General features: G+C 66.4%; 15 protein-coding genes and 1 pseudogene. 8 read left to right on the plus strand and 8 right to left on the minus strand.

Features of this window, described 5'->3' with window-relative positions; translation table 11 throughout:
- Window positions 1-2,395, plus strand: a 2,395-nt coding sequence (locus tag VKG81_RS03910; protein ID WP_324389899.1) for a carboxyl transferase domain-containing protein, incomplete at its 5' end; no start/stop codon positions are given.
- Here the strand turns inward: VKG81_RS03910 and VKG81_RS03915 are convergent.
- The gene (locus VKG81_RS03915; RefSeq protein ID WP_324389901.1) at window positions 2,384-3,157 is read right to left on the minus strand and encodes a 4'-phosphopantetheinyl transferase family protein; all 774 of its coding nucleotides are present in this window, start codon (window positions 3,155-3,157) and stop codon (window positions 2,384-2,386) included. The genes VKG81_RS03910 and VKG81_RS03915 overlap by 12 nt on opposite strands.
- Window positions 3,158-3,508: 351 nt before the next feature.
- Between VKG81_RS03915 and VKG81_RS03920 the strand changes: the two genes are divergently transcribed.
- Window positions 3,509-4,723 carry a serine hydrolase domain-containing protein gene (locus tag VKG81_RS03920; protein WP_324389903.1) on the plus strand — a complete coding sequence of 405 codons (1,215 nt, stop codon included), beginning with the start codon at window positions 3,509-3,511 and terminating at the stop codon, window positions 4,721-4,723.
- Window positions 4,724-4,769: 46 nt separating this feature from the next.
- Here the strand turns inward: VKG81_RS03920 and VKG81_RS03925 are convergent, their stop codons facing one another.
- Window positions 4,770-5,573: a lysophospholipid acyltransferase family protein gene (locus VKG81_RS03925; RefSeq protein WP_324389905.1), complete on the minus strand. Its 804-nt coding sequence runs from the start codon at window positions 5,571-5,573 to the stop codon at window positions 4,770-4,772.
- A 187-nt stretch (window positions 5,574-5,760) separates the two neighbouring features.
- On the opposite strand from VKG81_RS03925, the pseudogene VKG81_RS03930 reads away from it, so the two are divergent.
- Window positions 5,761-6,126: pseudogene (locus VKG81_RS03930) on the plus strand (carboxymuconolactone decarboxylase family protein); the annotation flags it as partial.
- A gap of 176 nt (window positions 6,127-6,302) precedes the next feature.
- Here VKG81_RS03930 and VKG81_RS03935 read toward each other — a convergent pair.
- On the minus strand, window positions 6,303-6,446 hold the full coding sequence (locus VKG81_RS03935) for a hypothetical protein (protein WP_324389926.1): 144 nt from the start codon (window positions 6,444-6,446) through the stop codon (window positions 6,303-6,305).
- Here VKG81_RS03935 and VKG81_RS03940 point away from each other — a divergent pair.
- The gene (locus tag VKG81_RS03940; protein WP_414685142.1) at window positions 6,409-6,684 is read left to right on the plus strand and encodes a PE-PGRS family protein; all 276 of its coding nucleotides are present in this window, start codon (window positions 6,409-6,411) and stop codon (window positions 6,682-6,684) included. The genes VKG81_RS03935 and VKG81_RS03940 overlap by 38 nt on opposite strands.
- A gap of 271 nt (window positions 6,685-6,955) precedes the next feature.
- Here VKG81_RS03940 and VKG81_RS03945 read toward each other — a convergent pair whose 3' ends face one another.
- Window positions 6,956-7,306, minus strand: coding sequence for a hypothetical protein (locus VKG81_RS03945; protein WP_324389906.1), 351 nt, complete (start codon window positions 7,304-7,306; stop codon window positions 6,956-6,958).
- 485 nt (window positions 7,307-7,791) lie between these two features.
- Between VKG81_RS03945 and metE the strand changes: the two genes are divergently transcribed.
- On the plus strand, window positions 7,792-10,083 hold the full coding sequence (gene metE / locus VKG81_RS03950) for a 5-methyltetrahydropteroyltriglutamate--homocysteine S-methyltransferase (protein ID WP_324389908.1): 2,292 nt from the start codon (window positions 7,792-7,794) through the stop codon (window positions 10,081-10,083).
- Between the two features lie 40 nt (window positions 10,084-10,123).
- Here the strand turns inward: metE and VKG81_RS03955 are convergent, their stop codons facing one another.
- The 3 genes from VKG81_RS03955 to VKG81_RS03965 all read right to left on the minus strand — a co-directional run bounded on the left by VKG81_RS03955 (window position 10,124) and on the right by VKG81_RS03965 (window position 12,135).
- Entirely contained in the window at window positions 10,124-11,476 is a 1,353-nt protein-coding gene (locus VKG81_RS03955) for a fatty acid desaturase (RefSeq protein ID WP_324389910.1), read from the minus strand.
- A gap of 51 nt (window positions 11,477-11,527) precedes the next feature.
- Window positions 11,528-11,650 (minus strand): hypothetical protein, encoded by a 123-nt coding sequence (locus VKG81_RS03960; RefSeq protein ID WP_324389912.1) that lies wholly within the window; start codon window positions 11,648-11,650, stop codon window positions 11,528-11,530.
- A gap of 137 nt (window positions 11,651-11,787) precedes the next feature.
- The gene (locus VKG81_RS03965) at window positions 11,788-12,135 is read right to left on the minus strand and encodes a hypothetical protein (RefSeq protein ID WP_414685141.1); all 348 of its coding nucleotides are present in this window, start codon (window positions 12,133-12,135) and stop codon (window positions 11,788-11,790) included.
- 544 nt (window positions 12,136-12,679) lie between these two features.
- Here VKG81_RS03965 and VKG81_RS03970 point away from each other — a divergent pair.
- Entirely contained in the window at window positions 12,680-12,871 is a 192-nt protein-coding gene (locus VKG81_RS03970) for a hypothetical protein (protein ID WP_324389916.1), read from the plus strand.
- A gap of 132 nt (window positions 12,872-13,003) precedes the next feature.
- The gene (locus VKG81_RS03975) at window positions 13,004-13,252 is read left to right on the plus strand and encodes a hypothetical protein (RefSeq protein ID WP_324389918.1); all 249 of its coding nucleotides are present in this window, start codon (window positions 13,004-13,006) and stop codon (window positions 13,250-13,252) included.
- Between the two features lie 373 nt (window positions 13,253-13,625).
- Here VKG81_RS03975 and VKG81_RS03985 read toward each other — a convergent pair whose 3' ends face one another.
- Window positions 13,626-14,381, minus strand: a complete 756-nt coding sequence (locus VKG81_RS03985) for a VIT family protein (RefSeq protein WP_324389924.1) — start codon at window positions 14,379-14,381, stop codon at window positions 13,626-13,628.
- Window positions 14,382-14,649: 268 nt separating this feature from the next.
- Here VKG81_RS03985 and VKG81_RS03990 point away from each other — a divergent pair.
- Window positions 14,650-14,953 (plus strand): DUF5994 family protein (locus VKG81_RS03990; RefSeq protein WP_324389920.1); only part of this gene is annotated, 304 nt, incomplete at its 3' end.

A 14,953-nucleotide genomic window follows, 5' to 3' on the forward strand; every position in this document is an offset into this window, starting at 1 on the left:
GAAACTCCTTTCCGACTGCGACTTCGGCCGCCTGCTGCACCGGCTGGACCTGACGGTGACGACCGTCGACGGAGCAACACCGGAGCGATTTCGCACCCATCACGTGACCTACCGCCAGCGGGATGGCCAATTCGTCGAGGATCCCCTCTACCGCAATCTGCACCCGATGCTCGCCAAGCGGCTGGACCTGTGGCGGCTCGGGAATTTCAAGTTGCGCCGGCTGCGCTCGGCCGAGGACGTGTACGTGTTCCACGGCGTGTCCCACGACAACCCCGCTGATCACCGGCTGTTCGCGCTCGCCGAAGTGCGCGACCTTACCCCCGCTCGGGCCGCTGACGGAGTGGTGCGATACCCGCTGCTGGAGCTGATGGGTTTGCTCGCCCTGTCGGCGATGTGGGAAGCGCTGGCCACGTTCGACGGGCGGGACCGGCCGGCGGCCAACCGGATAGTGCTCTACATCCGCCCGCCGTGGAATGTGCCCCGCGACGCGTGGACCGAACTGGCCCGGTCGACGGCGCCGCTGGCGCTCGGCGCCGGCCTGGAGAAACTGGTGCTGCGCGTACAGTTCGCCGACGGTCGTGACCGCGTGCTGGAGGTGGAGGGCCTAGGCGAAGGTGTGACGGTGCGCGAACGCCCGCCGGGACAGGAGCCGATCCGGTCTTTGACGCCGTATCGGCAAAAACTGTTGCGCGCCAACCGCTTTGGCGCCCCCTACCCGTATGAGATCGTGCGGATGCTCACCCCGCCGGCCGAGGCGGTAGCGCGGTTTCCTACCGGCCAGTTCATCGAGCACGATCTCGATGAGCAGGGAAACCTCGTACCGGTGTCGCGACCATACGGGATGAACACCGCCAACGTCGTGGTCGGACTTCTGCGCAACGACACGGAGAAGGTGCCGGAAGGGATGACCCGGGTGGCGCTGTTCGGCGACCCGACCCGCGGGCTTGGCAACTTGGCCGAGCCGGAGTGCCGGCGGATCATCGCGGCGCTGGGTTTGGCCGAGCGGATGGGTGTACCGGTCGAATGGTTCACGCTGTCGTCCGGGGCCAAGATCGCGATGGACAGCGGCACCGAGAACATGGACTGGATCGGCGCAGTGCTGCGCCGCGTGATCGAGTTCACCCAGCGCGGCGGCGAGGTGAATATTGTTGTCGCCGGGGTGAACGTGGGCGCCCAGCCGTACTGGAACGCCGAGGCGACCATGCTGATGCACACCCGCGGCATCGTGGTGATGACCCCCGCGAGCGCGATGGTGTTGACCGGCAAGCAGGCACTCGACTTCTCCGGCGGGGTTTCGGCGGAGGACAACTTCGGGATCGGCGGCTTCGACCGGATCATGGGCCCGAACGGCCAGGGCCAATACTGGGCGTCCACCCTCGCCGACGCATGCGACATCCTGCTGCGCCACTACGAGCACACCTACGTGGTGCCCGGCGAGAGGTGGCCGCGTCGGCGTGCCACGGCCGATCCGGTGGACCGTGACGTGCGCTCCGCGCCGCACACCGCCGACGCCGGCAGCGACATGGCAACAGTCGGGGAAATCTTCTCGGCCACCCACAACGCCGAGCGCAAGAAGCCGTTCGACATGCGGTCGGTGATGCGGGCCACCGCCGACACCGATTCGGCGCCCTTGGAGCGCTGGGAGCAATGGCGCGGCGCGGAGACCGCGATCGTGTGGGATGCGCACATCGGCGGCATCCCGGTGTGTTTGCTGGGGATCGAATCGCACACGGTGCCTCGGCGCGGATTCGTGCCGGCTGGCGGCCCCAGCTCGTGGTCATCCGGCACGCTGTTTCCGCAGTCGTCGCGCAAGGTGGCACGCGCAGTCAACGCCGCCAGCGCCAACCGTCCGCTTGTCGTGCTGGCGAACCTGTCCGGTTTTGACGGCTCGCCGGAGTCCATGCGCCGCTGGCAATTGGAGTATGGCGCCGAGATCGGCCGCGCGGTGACCAACTTTCGCGGCCCGATCGTCTTTGTGGTGGTCTCCCGCTACCACGGTGGTGCTTTCGTGGTCTTCTCCAAGAAGCTCAACGAGCGGCTGGAGATCGCCGCCCTGGAGGGCTCATTCGCGTCGGTGATCGGAGGTGCGCCGGCGGCTGCCACCGTCTTTGCCCGGGAAGTTGACGCCCGCACGGCTCAGGATCCTCGTGTACGCGAGGCGGGCGAGCAGGTGCGCGACGCGACGGGATCTGATGCCGGCACGGCGCGGGCCCGATTCGCCGAAATCACGGCGGCAGTTCGGGCCGCGAAACTCAGTGAAGTCGCCGACGAGTTCGACCGGATCCACACCGTGCAGCGGGCGCGTGCGGTGGGCTCGGTGGACCGCATCATCAGCGCCGAGGCGTTGCGCCCCTACATCGTCGACGCCCTGAACCGCGGAATGTCAGAGGTATAGCGGCCGGTGAAGCCAGGTATGTCGGGGTGCCGCGGGCGCCAGTACCCCCGGGTCGCCCAGCGCGGCGGGGGGCGGACCGGCCAGTTCCGCCGCGACGGTGAGCAGGAACCGGCCTTCCCGCCGCCACCAGCCGGGAAAAACGGTCCCTTCGACGGCCCGCACCGTCAATGCGCCCCAACCGTCGCCGCGCGGCGCGGCCGGCGTCACCTCGAGCGTGCGGGTGTCGCGGCGCAGCCCCACCCGCAACACCTTCAGCGCACTCTCCTTCGCCGACCAGATCAGATTTGTGAGCGCGTCCCGCTCGTCGCCCGCCGCGCAGGAGGCGACCAGACGTTGCTCGGCCACGGTGAGGAAGTCGCGCACGAAGCCCGGCGAACGTGGCTCCACCAACTCCAGATCGCAGCCGACGGCGGGCAGCCCCGCCGGCGACGTCACACACACCGCCCAACCGGCACGATCGCTGATCGAGACCCCCACCCCGATCGGGGCGCCGTCGACGCACACGTAGGGGGCACCGCTTGGCGCATTGCGCACCTCGATGCCGGCAAGCGCGGCCGGGTCGGTGGGCCGGCCGGTCACCGAGGCGACGGCACGCTTGGCAACCACCCGGCGCAGCAGGAACTCGGTGCGCCGCTTGGTGTACCGCAGCCCGGCCAGGCTGGCCAGCTCGCCGGGCGCCAGCCAGTGTTGTCCTGCCGGAAGCGCGTCCTCGCCGAGCGCGAGCCAGCCACGGCGGCCTGGGTCGGCAGGAAGCTGGCGCATGAGCACCTCCGGGAGAGCGGTCCCGCCGCCGAATCTACTGCGGCCAGACAAACTCGGATACGACGTCGGCGACCTAATCACCCGCGCCCATCCATGCAGCGGCCCATACCTCGGCGACTCTGCACGGCCGAATTGCTCGAGAGTGCCGCGGCGGGGCTGCGTGTGGCGCACACTCCTGGATTGATGGCGCGTGGCCCATGCTGGTCATTCGCTGTTACGAATCCGCGCGATCCCGACCGCCGGGTCACCCGGGCCGTGCGTGCCGGATCTGGACATGCTCGCCGGGTACATCCGTAGGGCTACGACGCCGTCATCGCACTCGCCGACATCGGCCAACAGAAGGATGGGAAATTGGCAGCTTCCACATTGCGGACAGATCTGACCGGAGGTCGGTGCGACGACGAGTTTCGGGAAGTGGCGGACGTCTTCAGAAATCAGATCGCACACACCGACGGCGGCGCCTCCGTGGCCGTTTATCACCGCGGCAGGCTTGTCGTGGACCTGTGGGGTGGACTTCGCACTCCGCAGGGGGATCCGTGGGGGCGCGACACGCTTGCCATGTGCTGGAGCACGACCAAAGGCGTCACCGCCACCTGCGCCCATGTGCTCGCCGACCGCGGGGAGCTCGACTACGACGAACGGGTCGCCACGTACTGGCCAGAGTTCGCCCAGAACGGTAAGGGCGACATCACTGTTCGGCAGGTGCTGAGCCACTCCGCGGGTCTACACCGCTTCGGCACGATCATCGACCACAGTTCGAAAATCCTCGATTGGGAGCATATGGCCGACGCGCTGGCGCGGGCGAAGCCGGCATACAAGCCGGGAACTGCGGTGGGCTACCACGCGCTGACGTTCGGCTGGCTGGTCGGCGAGCTGGTGCGGCGGATCTCGGGCATACCGATCGAGAAGTTTGTCCAGAAGGAGATCGCTGAACCGCTCGGGCTCGACGGCCTGTATATCGGCTGCCCGCCCGAACAGCGGCACCGAATGGCGCCCCTGGCACCGATGTCGCCGGCTTTCAAGGGTCTGACAGAACCCGTCGGCAGCTTCGTGTTCAGCCAGATGACACGGGGTCTCGGTGTCCTGAGGTCGCCGATCAACCCGCATCGGATGGTCAACGCAGCCCTCTCCCGCGGTATGGAGGACGTCATCGCTGACCCCCGACTGCTCGATGCCGCGGTGCCCGCGATGAACGGGTATTTCGATGCCGTGTCGCTGGGTGCCATGTGGGCGATGCTGGCAGGCGGTGGGCAGCTCGGCGGGGTGCGCATCCTCTCTGAGGAGACGGTCCGCAAAGCCTGCGAAATCCAGAACGACCAACGGGACCGGGTCATCATGATGACCATGCAGTGGCGCCTGGGCTACCACCGGCTGCCGATCATCAGCAAGCAGTTCCCGCGGGGCTTCGGCCATTTCGGGTTCGGCGGCTCCGGCGGCTTTGCCGATCCCGGGCACGAACTGGCCCTGGCGATGGTGTGCAACCGCGGCCAGGGCACACCGATCGGGGACCTGCGGATCCTTCGCCTCAGCCAGGCCACCGCCCGCGCCGTCCAGTCCCTCGGCTAGGTCATGACCCGAGCCGCCGGCTTCAGCGATGCCGGGAATCGCTCGATCAGCCCAGCACCGGGAACCGCCGCTGGCGACCCAGCCGGTCGAGGGCGGTCTGCATCACCGAGCGGACGTGGGCGTCAACTTCGTCGACGTCGGGATCCTCGCCGAACTGGGCGACGATGTCGATCGGCTCCAGCACCTGATAAATGAGCTTGGCTGGCAACGGAAAATTGGCCGGGAAGAACACACTCATGCCGAACGGGAAACCGATGGTGAGCGGCATGATCTCCGCCCGCAGTCGGGGCAGACCCAACCGCTTGGCCAGCCAGGTGCCGCGGGTTACGAATAGCTGGGTCTCCTGGCCTCCGATCGACACCGCAGGCACGATGGGCACGCCCGCTTCGATCGCGGTTCTGACATATCCAGTGCGCCCGTCGAAGTCGATGACGTTCTGGGTCAGCGTCGGCCGGAACGCGTCGTAGTCCCCGCCGGGGAACGCCAGCACGACCGCACCCGAGTGCAACGCCTCCGCGGCCTTTTCCCGGGTGGCATGGACAACGCCGAGCCGGCCCAAGTACGCGCGGAACGGTGTGAAGAATATGAAGTAGTGGGCCAATGTGTAGAGGGGGCGGTCGTATCCGAACTTGTCGTAGAAGGCTGGGCCCAAGACGAGTACATCAGGTGTCAGCACGCCGCCGGAGTGATTCGAAACCATCAACGCGCCGCCGACGGGCGGAACGTTCTCCAACCCCCGTACCTCTGCCCGGAACCATCGCCTCACAACGGGCGCGAAAAAATTAGCCAGCTTGGTGAACTCCGGATCCCACTTCGCGAGTTCCTGATCATCAATTTCTTTCTCGTTCATGGTCTCCCCTCACGTGATCGTCGTGCCGGCGTCTCGATGACGTTAGCCCCTGGCAGGCAGCTCTACGTTGGGCGTTCGTCACTTCCCGAGCGGCCAAAGGACCGTCATTGCGGCATTCGGGTCTGCGCGCGGTGAAACTGCGAGCAGAATGCGAGCCCGAGTCGTCCGTTACTAGGGGCGGCGCGGCAAGCTCCGGTCCAGTCAGATCAACGGCTGTGGTTTCTGCACCGATATGCATACCAAGGAGGCCGCGGCCGCCGGTGAAACCGCGCTCCGGCTCAACCTGGTCGCGGTGTGGCGCGAGCCAACTGTGTTCACCGAGGCCGAGCGGGCCGCGCTGGCACTCGCCGAGGAAGGTACCCGGCTTGCCGACGCCCACCACGGCGTGTGCGACGAGACCTGGGCGCAGGTGCGCAAGCGCTACGACGACGACCAGATCGCCGCGCTGGTCTGTTTGGTCGCCCTGATCAATGCGGCTAACCGGATCAACGTGATCGTGCGCAACCCGGCGGGTTCCTACGAGCCGGGCATGTTCGCCAGTTTGTCGAACTGATCGGCACGTTAGAGGGTCACCGACATGCATCGCTCTGAAGAAGTTGACCACCGCCGAAGAGGCAAGAATCGGCGCTCTCGTGAAGAAAGCGGTGAGCTGAAGACCGAGCGCGAAACGCGCTGGCTACGGTGTCAGCGGTTGGTCGAAGTTTCGCGTTCTGGGACCGCTGATGCTGGTTATCCGGTTGGCATGACAAAGCTGAACTTCACATCCTTGTTGGTGGCCGGTGCTGTTGCGTCATTCATCGGCGCTGCACCGATCGCCGCTGCCAGCACAACGCCAATTGCAACGAGCCCGCAGACGGTCAGCACAGCGAGCATCCATTTCCTCCCGACCGACGACAACGGCGGCGGCCCTGGCGGGGGTGGCTGCGTCAACGGCCAGTGCGGCTCCGGCGGGGTCAACGGCGGTCCCGGCGGTGGTCCCGGCGGCTCCGGCTGCGCCCCGACCGCCAGCGGAGTCGGGTGCGGCTCGGGAGGCGTGAACGCCGGTCCCGGCGGCAGCCCTGGCGGCGGCGGCTGCATCCCCGGCGTCGGCTGCGGCTCCGGTCACGGATAACAACCGAAACGCCACGCCGTCACCAACGTCCGCGGTCAGTACAGCTGTCCAAGGGGGCCGCAGCGGCAAACAACGTTGCTATGCCGATCGTGGGCCGTTGCGCCGCCGGCGGATCAGGTTGGGGCTGATCGCAGACAGGTAGCCCGCGTCGGCATTCACTGAGCCGGCCACCGGCGGTGCTGCCCGACCTTTCCGATTCGAAACCTGCCCGCGCGGCCGTGGGCGTGTGCACCGGTCATGACTCGCTTGGGCAACTGCGTGTCCCGGCGCATCAGCTCCAGTCGATGGCCGCGGCGCGCCGACGGACATTCTGCACCCTCGCCGCGGATTGGGCGTTCCGTCCGTCTCCGTCGTCTTGCATTGCCCTGGCAAGACATTCGGCCTCGGCGACGATCTGCTTGAGCAGGTCCCTGTGGTCCTCGATCATCGCGATCGTCACGTTCCGCACGGCCACCATCGAAGGACCTCTCACCTCGGCGGGCGAGAATCTGCCGGAGAGCAGCGGCGACAGCGTCTGCCGCTCGAAATGCGTCATGGCGCGGGACAGGTGCACGTTGAACGTTGCGCGGAAAGGGTCCCGCTCGTCGAGCTCCACCCTCGCTATCTTCAGTTGATCGATCATCGACTTTTCCTCAGCTGGTGGGGGCTCGTTTTCCTCAGCTGGTGGGGGCTCGCCGCGGGGCCCCCACAAATTACATCCTTGTAGTTTACCGAGTCACGGGGTCGTGGCGGCGCCGCCGAATTAGTCATCAGGAAACTCCATGCTCGCGAGATCACTTCGCCGGGCGCCGCGGCCGCGGTTGGTTGGCCGCTGGGCCCGGTAGTGTGAAATACGCAGCTGGTTCGCCGATGGCACTCAGTGTGTCGTGGGCGTCGAGCGGGGCGCGCCGCTACCGGGGGCCCCGCGGGAGGGAACCCGTTGGGAATTCAGGACTGTCCCGCAGCGGTCTACAGGGACGACCGCCGTCAGCGGCACCGGTTCACAGCATCGCCTCCTGGAATGGGCGGATGGGCCGTAGTCGTTGACCCTGCGGTCCGACATGACAGCACCGGCTCGATCGCACGTCGGACGGCGATGAGCACCCATGGCAACACGAAGGACGTCTCGTGACACCGCAGCCATTCACCGCACAGCCGTTTACCGCCACCATCCTGGGTTCCCCCCGGATCGGACCGCGGCGCGAACTCAAGCGCGCGATCGAGGGCTACTGGGCAGGCCGGGTCAACCGCTCCGGCCTGGAGGCTGTCGCCTCCGGCTTGCGTTTCGACGCCTGGTCCGCGCAGGCCTCCGGCGGCCTGGATTCGATTCCGGTGAACACGTTTTCCTACTACGACCAGATGCTGGACACGGCGGTGATGCTCGGTGCGCTGCCGCCGCGGGTCGCCGGCATCGAGGATGATCTGGACCGCTATTTCGCCGCGGCGCGCGGCACCGACGAGATCGCCCCCTTGGAGATGACGAAGTGGTTCGACACCAACTACCACTACATCGTCCCCGAGATCGGCCCACGGACCCGATTGCGCCTCAACCCCGACAAGGTCCTCGGCGAGCTGAAAGAGGCACACGCGCAGGGCTTTCCGGCGCGCCCGGTGATCATCGGGCCGATCACCTTGCTGGCGTTGAGCAAGCCGGTGGACGGCGCGTCGTCGCCGGTCGGCCGTCTCGATGAGTTGTTACCGCTTTACTCGGAATTGTTGGCGCTGCTGGCCGATGCCGGGGCGCAGTGGGTGCAGATCGACGAACCCGTGCTGGTCACGGACATTCTCGGCAATGCGGCCGACCTCGCTGAGCGCACCTACACGCAGCTGGGTAACGCGTCCCCGCGCCCCGCGATTTTGGTGGCCTCCTATTTCGGAGCGCTCGACACCGCGTTGCGGGCGCTGGCGCGCACCTCGGTCGAGGCGATCGGAGTCGATCTGGTGGCCGGCGGTGAGGCCGCGATCACGGGGGTGCCCGACCTGGCCGACAAGCTCGTGGTGGCCGGTGTCGTGGACGGCCGAAATGTGTGGCGCACCGACCTCGAGGCGGCGCTCGCCAAGCTGGCGACCTTGCTGGATTCGGCCCGCGCTGTTGCGGTGTCGACGTCGTGCTCGACCCTGCACGTCCCGTACTCGCTGGAGCCCGAAGGCGGCCTCGATGACGCACTGCGCAGTTGGCTGGCGTTCGGTGCAGAGAAGGTTGCCGAGGTCGCCACCCTGGCCAAAGCCCTCCGCGAAGGCCGCGACAGCGTCGGGTCCGCGATCGAATCCTCCAATGCCGCGATCGCCTCGCGCAGGGCCGATCCCCGCCTGTGCAACCGTCGGGTCCGCGCCCGGCTGGACGCCATCCTCGCCGCGGGTGTGCATCGCGGCCGCGCCGAGGATCGACGGGAACGCCAAAATGCGCGACTACATCTGCCGGCGCTGGCGACCACGACCATCGGGTCCTATCCGCAAACCGCCGAGATTCGCAAGGCCCGCGCTGCGGTGCGCGCCGGTGACATCGACCAAACCGAATACGAACGCCGAATGAAAGCCGAGATCGCCGGCGTGATCGGGCTCCAAGAAAACATCGGCCTTGACGTGCTGGTGCACGGCGAGCCCGAGCGCAACGACATGGTGCAGTACTTCGCCGAACAGCTCGACGGCTTCTTCGCCACCCAAAACGGCTGGGTGCAGTCCTACGGCACCCGGTGCGTGCGCCCACCCATCCTCTACGGCGACGTCGCCCGCCCGCACCCGATGACGATCGACTGGATCACCTACGCCCAGTCGCTGACGAACAAGCCCGTCAAAGGCATGCTTACCGGGCCGGTCACCATCCTGGCGTGGTCGTTCGTCCGGGATGACCAGCCGCTGGCCGACACCGCCAACCAGATCGCACTGGCCGTCCGCGACGAAACCGTGGACCTGCAAGCGGCGGGTATCGCGATCATCCAAGTCGACGAACCCGCCCTGCGCGAACTGCTGCCGCTGCGCACCAAAGACAAAGACGCCTACCTGTCATGGGCGGTCGGCGCCTTCCGGTTGGCGACCTCCGGAGTCAGCGACGCCACCCAGATCCACACCCATCTGTGCTACTCGGAGTTCGGCGAGGTGATCGGCGCCATCGCCGACCTCGACGCCGACGTGACCTCCATCGAGGCGGCCCGCTCCCACATGGAAGTGCTCGACGACCTCAACGCGGCGGGCTTTGCCAACAGCGTCGGCCCCGGCGTGTACGACATCCACTCCCCCCGCGTCCCCGGCACCGACGAAATCGCCTCGTCGCTGCGTGCGGCATTGAAAGCAATTCCCGCACAAAGGCTATGGGTCAACCCCGACTGCGGACTCAAGACCCGCCAGACCGCTGAAGTCACCGCGTCCCTGCGGAACCTCGTTGCCGCCGCCCACCAGGTGCGGGCGACAGCAGACGCGTAGCCGAGCGGCGTAAGGGTCGCACGGGGCCGGTCCGGTGGTCCTACTTGTGACTACACCCTGCAGCGGTCGGGCGGGTCGCCCCAGCCGGCGGCTGCCGCCGCCGGTGCTGACCCAGGCCTGATCGATGCCCTAGTCTGCGGCCTTGGGCGACGCGCTGGTCGCGGCGCCACTGGCGGACCGTCGCGATCGCTGTCTTGAGCCCGCGGCGCCGCCCGGTCGCCGTGTCGGTGCCCGCGAAACCGGGTTCCAGCGCGGCGAACATCCGCTCGCTGCGGGTTTCCGCTGCATCGTCAGCGGTGTCGGACAGGTACTTGTTCGGCAGCGACAGCTTGGCGATGGTGCGCCACGCCTTGCCGTACTGCAACAAAAACGAGCCCGACGTGTAGGGCAGGTCGTACTTGTCGCAGACCTGGCGCACTCGCACCGAGATCTCAGCCAGCCGGTTGCTGGGCAGGTCGGGGTACAGGTGGTGTTCAATCTGATGGCACAGGTTGCCGCTCATGAACCGCAGCACCGGTCCGGCGTCGAAGTTGGCACTACCCAGCATCTGGCGCAGGTACCACTGGCCCTTGGTTTCACCGATCATGTCGGTCTTGGTGAATTTCTCGGCGCCATCAGGGAAGTGGCCGCAAAAGATCACCGCGTTGGCCCAGACATTGCGGATCACGTTAGCCAGGACGTTGGCCTTCAGGGTTGACTTGTAGGTCGCCCGCCGCGAGAGCGAGGTCAGCGCCGGGAACGCGACGTAGTCCTTGACCACCTGCCGCGCCGCCTTGGTCGAGAACTCGCGCAGCTGCACGAGGGTGGCTTCGCGTTCCGAGCCGCCCTTGAAGATTGTGCGGAGCTCCAAGGGCTGCAAACCAATTCCCCACTCGAACCCGAGCGCGAGGACGGTGTTCAACAGCAGGTTGCCGATGTTGTAGTGCTTCCAGGGCTGGTCACGGGTGACGCGCAGCGTGCTATAACCCACGTCGTCATCCATGCCGAGGATGTTGGTGTACTTGTGGTGCTGGAAGTTGTGGGTGAATCGCCAGTGTTTGGACGCCCCGCTCATGTCCCACTCCCAGGTCGAGGAGTGGATCTCGGGATCGTTCATCCAGTCCCACTGGCCATGCATGACGTTGTGGCCGATCTCCATGTTCTCGACGATTTTGGCCACGCCGAGCGTCACCGTTCCCGCCCACCACGCGGAGCGTTTCGAGCTGCCGGCCAGCATCACCCGGCCCGCGACCTCGAGCGCGCGCTGGGCGGCGATGGTGCGGCGGATGTAGCGCGCGTCGCGCTCACCGCGGGAGTCCTCGATATCCTGGCGGATCGCATCCAGCTCGACGGCCAGATTCTCGATGTCGGCGCCGGTCAGGTGAGCGAACGCCGGAACGTCAGAGATTGCCATCGTTCCCTCCTTCCGTCGGGTTCCCAGTTGCCCACCGAAGGCTTGGGCCGCTCAGACGTCGGCTTCGACGTGGCGGCGTTGGTTGCGTTTGTTGCGCGCCACCCGCGCGAGAGCCGCGATGAGCAGAACCGCCGCGATCGCGGCGAGGGTTAAAATTGCTGTGCTGGCAGCCATATCGGCTCCTCGAGTTGATCGAGCTTGATCGATGTTGGATCGGTTGAGACCGGGGTGTCATGGACTGGGTTGGGCCACATGGCAGTCCGTCACCTGGGGCCGTCTGCGCGCCGACAGTATCGATCCCGGCTCGGTGGCTACCCAATTGTGTCAACGTGATCGGCGCTCATCGATTGTCGACTCGATTGTCGACCGCGCGAGAAGCGGCCGAGCAGCGGCGTCCTGGGCCGGCGGGTGGTGGCCAGCTCCTGGTGCGCCGGTGAACCGGTGGCTGCGCCGGTGTGCTGCCGGTGTTCGAGCAGCCTGTCGCGGTCTTGGTTCAAAAACGCCGCTTCGCGCTGGGAGCTTTTGAGGGTGCCGGTCGACCCGGTGACGTGATAGCCCAAAACCGAGAAGTTCTCGGTCAACGGGTGGGCGGCGCCCGCGTTGCCGAGCACGCCGACCACTCCGACGATCACGGCGACAAACAGAACGATCAATCCCACGATGACAAGCATGTCGACGCCCTCAATTCTTGATAGATCTCCAGTACACACCGTGGTGCCAGGCGTGTCAACGATGTTGGCCTACGGCTGATGTCCACGATGTGAAACATGAGGTATATGGCGGATGAAGCGCCGGCTCGCGCCAGGACAGGACGGGGGACGGGCAACAGGCATCCGTAACTTTCCCGACCACTAACCTACGAAACCGTAGGTTACCGCAGCTTCGGCTCGGAGCCGGGCAGCCATCGCTCTGACGATGTTGCCACCAGCCCGGAACACCATGGGATGGGGCCGGGTCAGGTGAGCGAGGTGATGTATCTCGACCTGCACGGCGACCATGTGGCCTGCCCGGGCACGGTGGCGCTCACCGTGGCCTCATTTCTGGACTCTCACCTCGACGGTAGGTCATCTTCAGCCAGTTGAGCTGTGGCACAGCACGATCCACGCTGGCAACGCCCGGAGTTACCGGCCTCGCGCGCCGGGCAGCAATACGCTCAGCCCCTGAGACACCATCGCTCCGATCCCGATCCCGAACAGGAGCTAGGTGCTCGCCGACCCGGTCACTCAATACGGCGAAGCTGTCATGGGTGCCGCCCGCATTAGTCAGCATGGCGATCGCGACCGTGACGGCGACGAGCAGAACAATCAATCCAACGATGACAAGCATGTCGATGCCTCTGATCCGGGTGCAGGTCTCCAGTACACGCCGTATCGGCGGGGTTGTCAACGGTGTTGACCGACAATGTAGACCAACAGCGTGGGCGACGTGCCATTTGTGCCGTCGTGGTTGCGATTCTTTCTCCTGACGCTAGCCGGCACTGGCCAGAATCGAGCAGGCTCGTCAAGTCGTGTTGGGCATCATGAGGTCATGGCAATGACGCTCAAGCAACTGCGCGACGCCTCGGACGAAGACCTGATAAAGGCGCACGATGACATCGCCCATACCCTCGATCCCGGCGTGAGCTACTACCTCGATGAGCTTGGCCGCCGGGACACGGAGCGCGCGATACGCGCGGATCAGAAGCTGGCCAGATACATCCTTTACCTCACAGTCGCGAATGGGTTTCTCGCTGTGGTCTCGATCTGCGTTGCGCTCGCGGCCTTCTTGGCCAAGTGACGGGGACACGCCAGGACGACGGTTGGTGTGAAACTACCCCGGAGCCCCTCGGCGCTGATTACAAGAAGCTGCAACGCTTGTGGCGCGACCAAGACCTGCGGGGACCAGTGCGACGGAGCCGCAAACGTGTCGGAGGATCCACCCAGCCGCCAGCGGCAGAGGTCCCGAATCGGTTGTGGGTTACCAACGACGGCCGACCCATCAAGTTTTCGTCGACGAACGTACTCGCGAACGTCTGCTCAAAATCGAGCTCACCGCGCCGACGACGTTGGAGTTCAAGATTGCTGTCGCACCCGCGGGCGCTGTCGATGGTCATGGCGACGGAGACGCCAGTCGCTGTTTCCGGGACGGCTGTCCCCTCCGGCGGGTTGCTTTAGATGCCCGCCACGCCGAGCAGTTGTCCTATCCCGTAGGTGACCATCATCGCGATCGCTCCGCCGGCCACGATGCGGAGTACCGCGCGGCGAGGGTCACCGCCGCCCAGGCGCGCACTGATGGTGCCGGTCAGGGCCAACGCGAGCAGCACCGCGGCGAAGGTGACCGGGATCCGGGCGACAACTGGTGGAGCCAGGATCGCGATCAGCGGCAGCAACGCACCGAGGGTGAACGAGACAGCAGAAGACAGCGCCGCCTGCCAGGGGTCGGTCAGGTCGTCGGGGTCGATGCCCAATTCGACATCCACGTGCGCCGCGAAGACATCGTGGGCCGTCAGCTCTTTCGCCACCGCACGGGCGGTGGCCGGACTGAGCCCCTTGGCCTCGTAGAGGCCGGCCAGTTCGTCGAGCTCTTTGGCCGGGGTTTCGGCGAGTTCTCGGCGTTCCAAGGCCAGCAGTGCCTTTTGGGTGTCGCGTTGGGTGCTGACCGAGACGTATTCGCCCAGCGCCATTGCTACAGCTCCCGCTACGAGCCCGGCGATGCCTGCGGCGAGGACGGGCCCGCGGTGAGTGGTCACTGCGGCCACACCGACGACGAGGCCGGCCACCGATACGATCCCGTCGTTGGCGCCTAATACACCGGCGCGCAACCAATTCGACCGGGCCGCACCATAGGCGTGCGGCTCGGTTGGATGCGTCGCCGCTGAGCCCGACTGGGCATCGGGTGGGTCGGCATCCGTTTCCGGGTCGGGCATTTCCGGGTCGGGGCTCACAGGTTCACAGCCTATTCGCCTCCGCGAACGTCGACTAGCAACCCAAGGCTTGGCAAAGTACGCATGCTGCAAGCCCACTTCGCCCGTCTGGCCCCGTCCCCCGCTGTTCACTGCGCGCCCCCGCTGCGGTCACCTTGCCCGGGTAGCGTGCGGTTTGAGGTCGGCGTTCGGTTCGAGCGTCTGTCACGCACCTGGTGTGGGTCGGGCACAGCCCATCGAGCACCTCGCCGGCCGGAAAGGACCCCAGTCTATGAACGACGATCGGGGAGTCAGCCGGGGGGAGTCCGACAGCGCGCCGCGGTTGCAGATCACGCCTAACTCGCTTGCCTCGGCGTACGTCGACGGGGCGTGGTGGCCGCGATCAACGCGGTTAGCTATCGAGCTGCCAGCCCTGGTTGCGGCGTTGTCCGATCGGCTGGGTCAGGTCGCCGTGGTGGGCTACCACCTCAACGCGTGGACGGAGACGCCGCCGCAGGTCCAGATCGCCGGCCTGACAGTACATTTGCAGGGCTTCACCTCCGAGGAGCCGGCCAGTGTGATCCTGATCGGTCGCG

The sequence above is a fragment of the Mycobacterium sp. genome, from assembly GCF_035314905.1.
Taxonomy (GTDB): Bacteria; Actinomycetota; Actinomycetes; order Mycobacteriales; family Mycobacteriaceae; genus Mycobacterium.

Coding starts and splice junctions, on each gene's coding strand:
- VKG81_RS03985 (WP_324389924.1), bottom strand. CDS start 14,381: ATGCCCGACCCGGAAACGGATGCCGACCCACCCGATGCCCAGTCGGGC.
- VKG81_RS03925 (WP_324389905.1), bottom strand. CDS start 5,573: ATGAACGAGAAAGAAATTGATGATCAGGAACTCGCGAAGTGGGATCCG.
- VKG81_RS03945 (WP_324389906.1), bottom strand. CDS start 7,306: ATGATCGATCAACTGAAGATAGCGAGGGTGGAGCTCGACGAGCGGGAC.
- VKG81_RS03915 (WP_324389901.1), bottom strand. CDS start 3,157: ATGCGCCAGCTTCCTGCCGACCCAGGCCGCCGTGGCTGGCTCGCGCTC.
- VKG81_RS03975 (WP_324389918.1), top strand. CDS start 13,004: ATGGCAATGACGCTCAAGCAACTGCGCGACGCCTCGGACGAAGACCTG.
- VKG81_RS03935 (WP_324389926.1), bottom strand. CDS start 6,446: ATGCTCGCTGTGCTGACCGTCTGCGGGCTCGTTGCAATTGGCGTTGTG.
- VKG81_RS03955 (WP_324389910.1), bottom strand. CDS start 11,476: ATGGCAATCTCTGACGTTCCGGCGTTCGCTCACCTGACCGGCGCCGAC.
- VKG81_RS03960 (WP_324389912.1), bottom strand. CDS start 11,650: ATGGCTGCCAGCACAGCAATTTTAACCCTCGCCGCGATCGCGGCGGTT.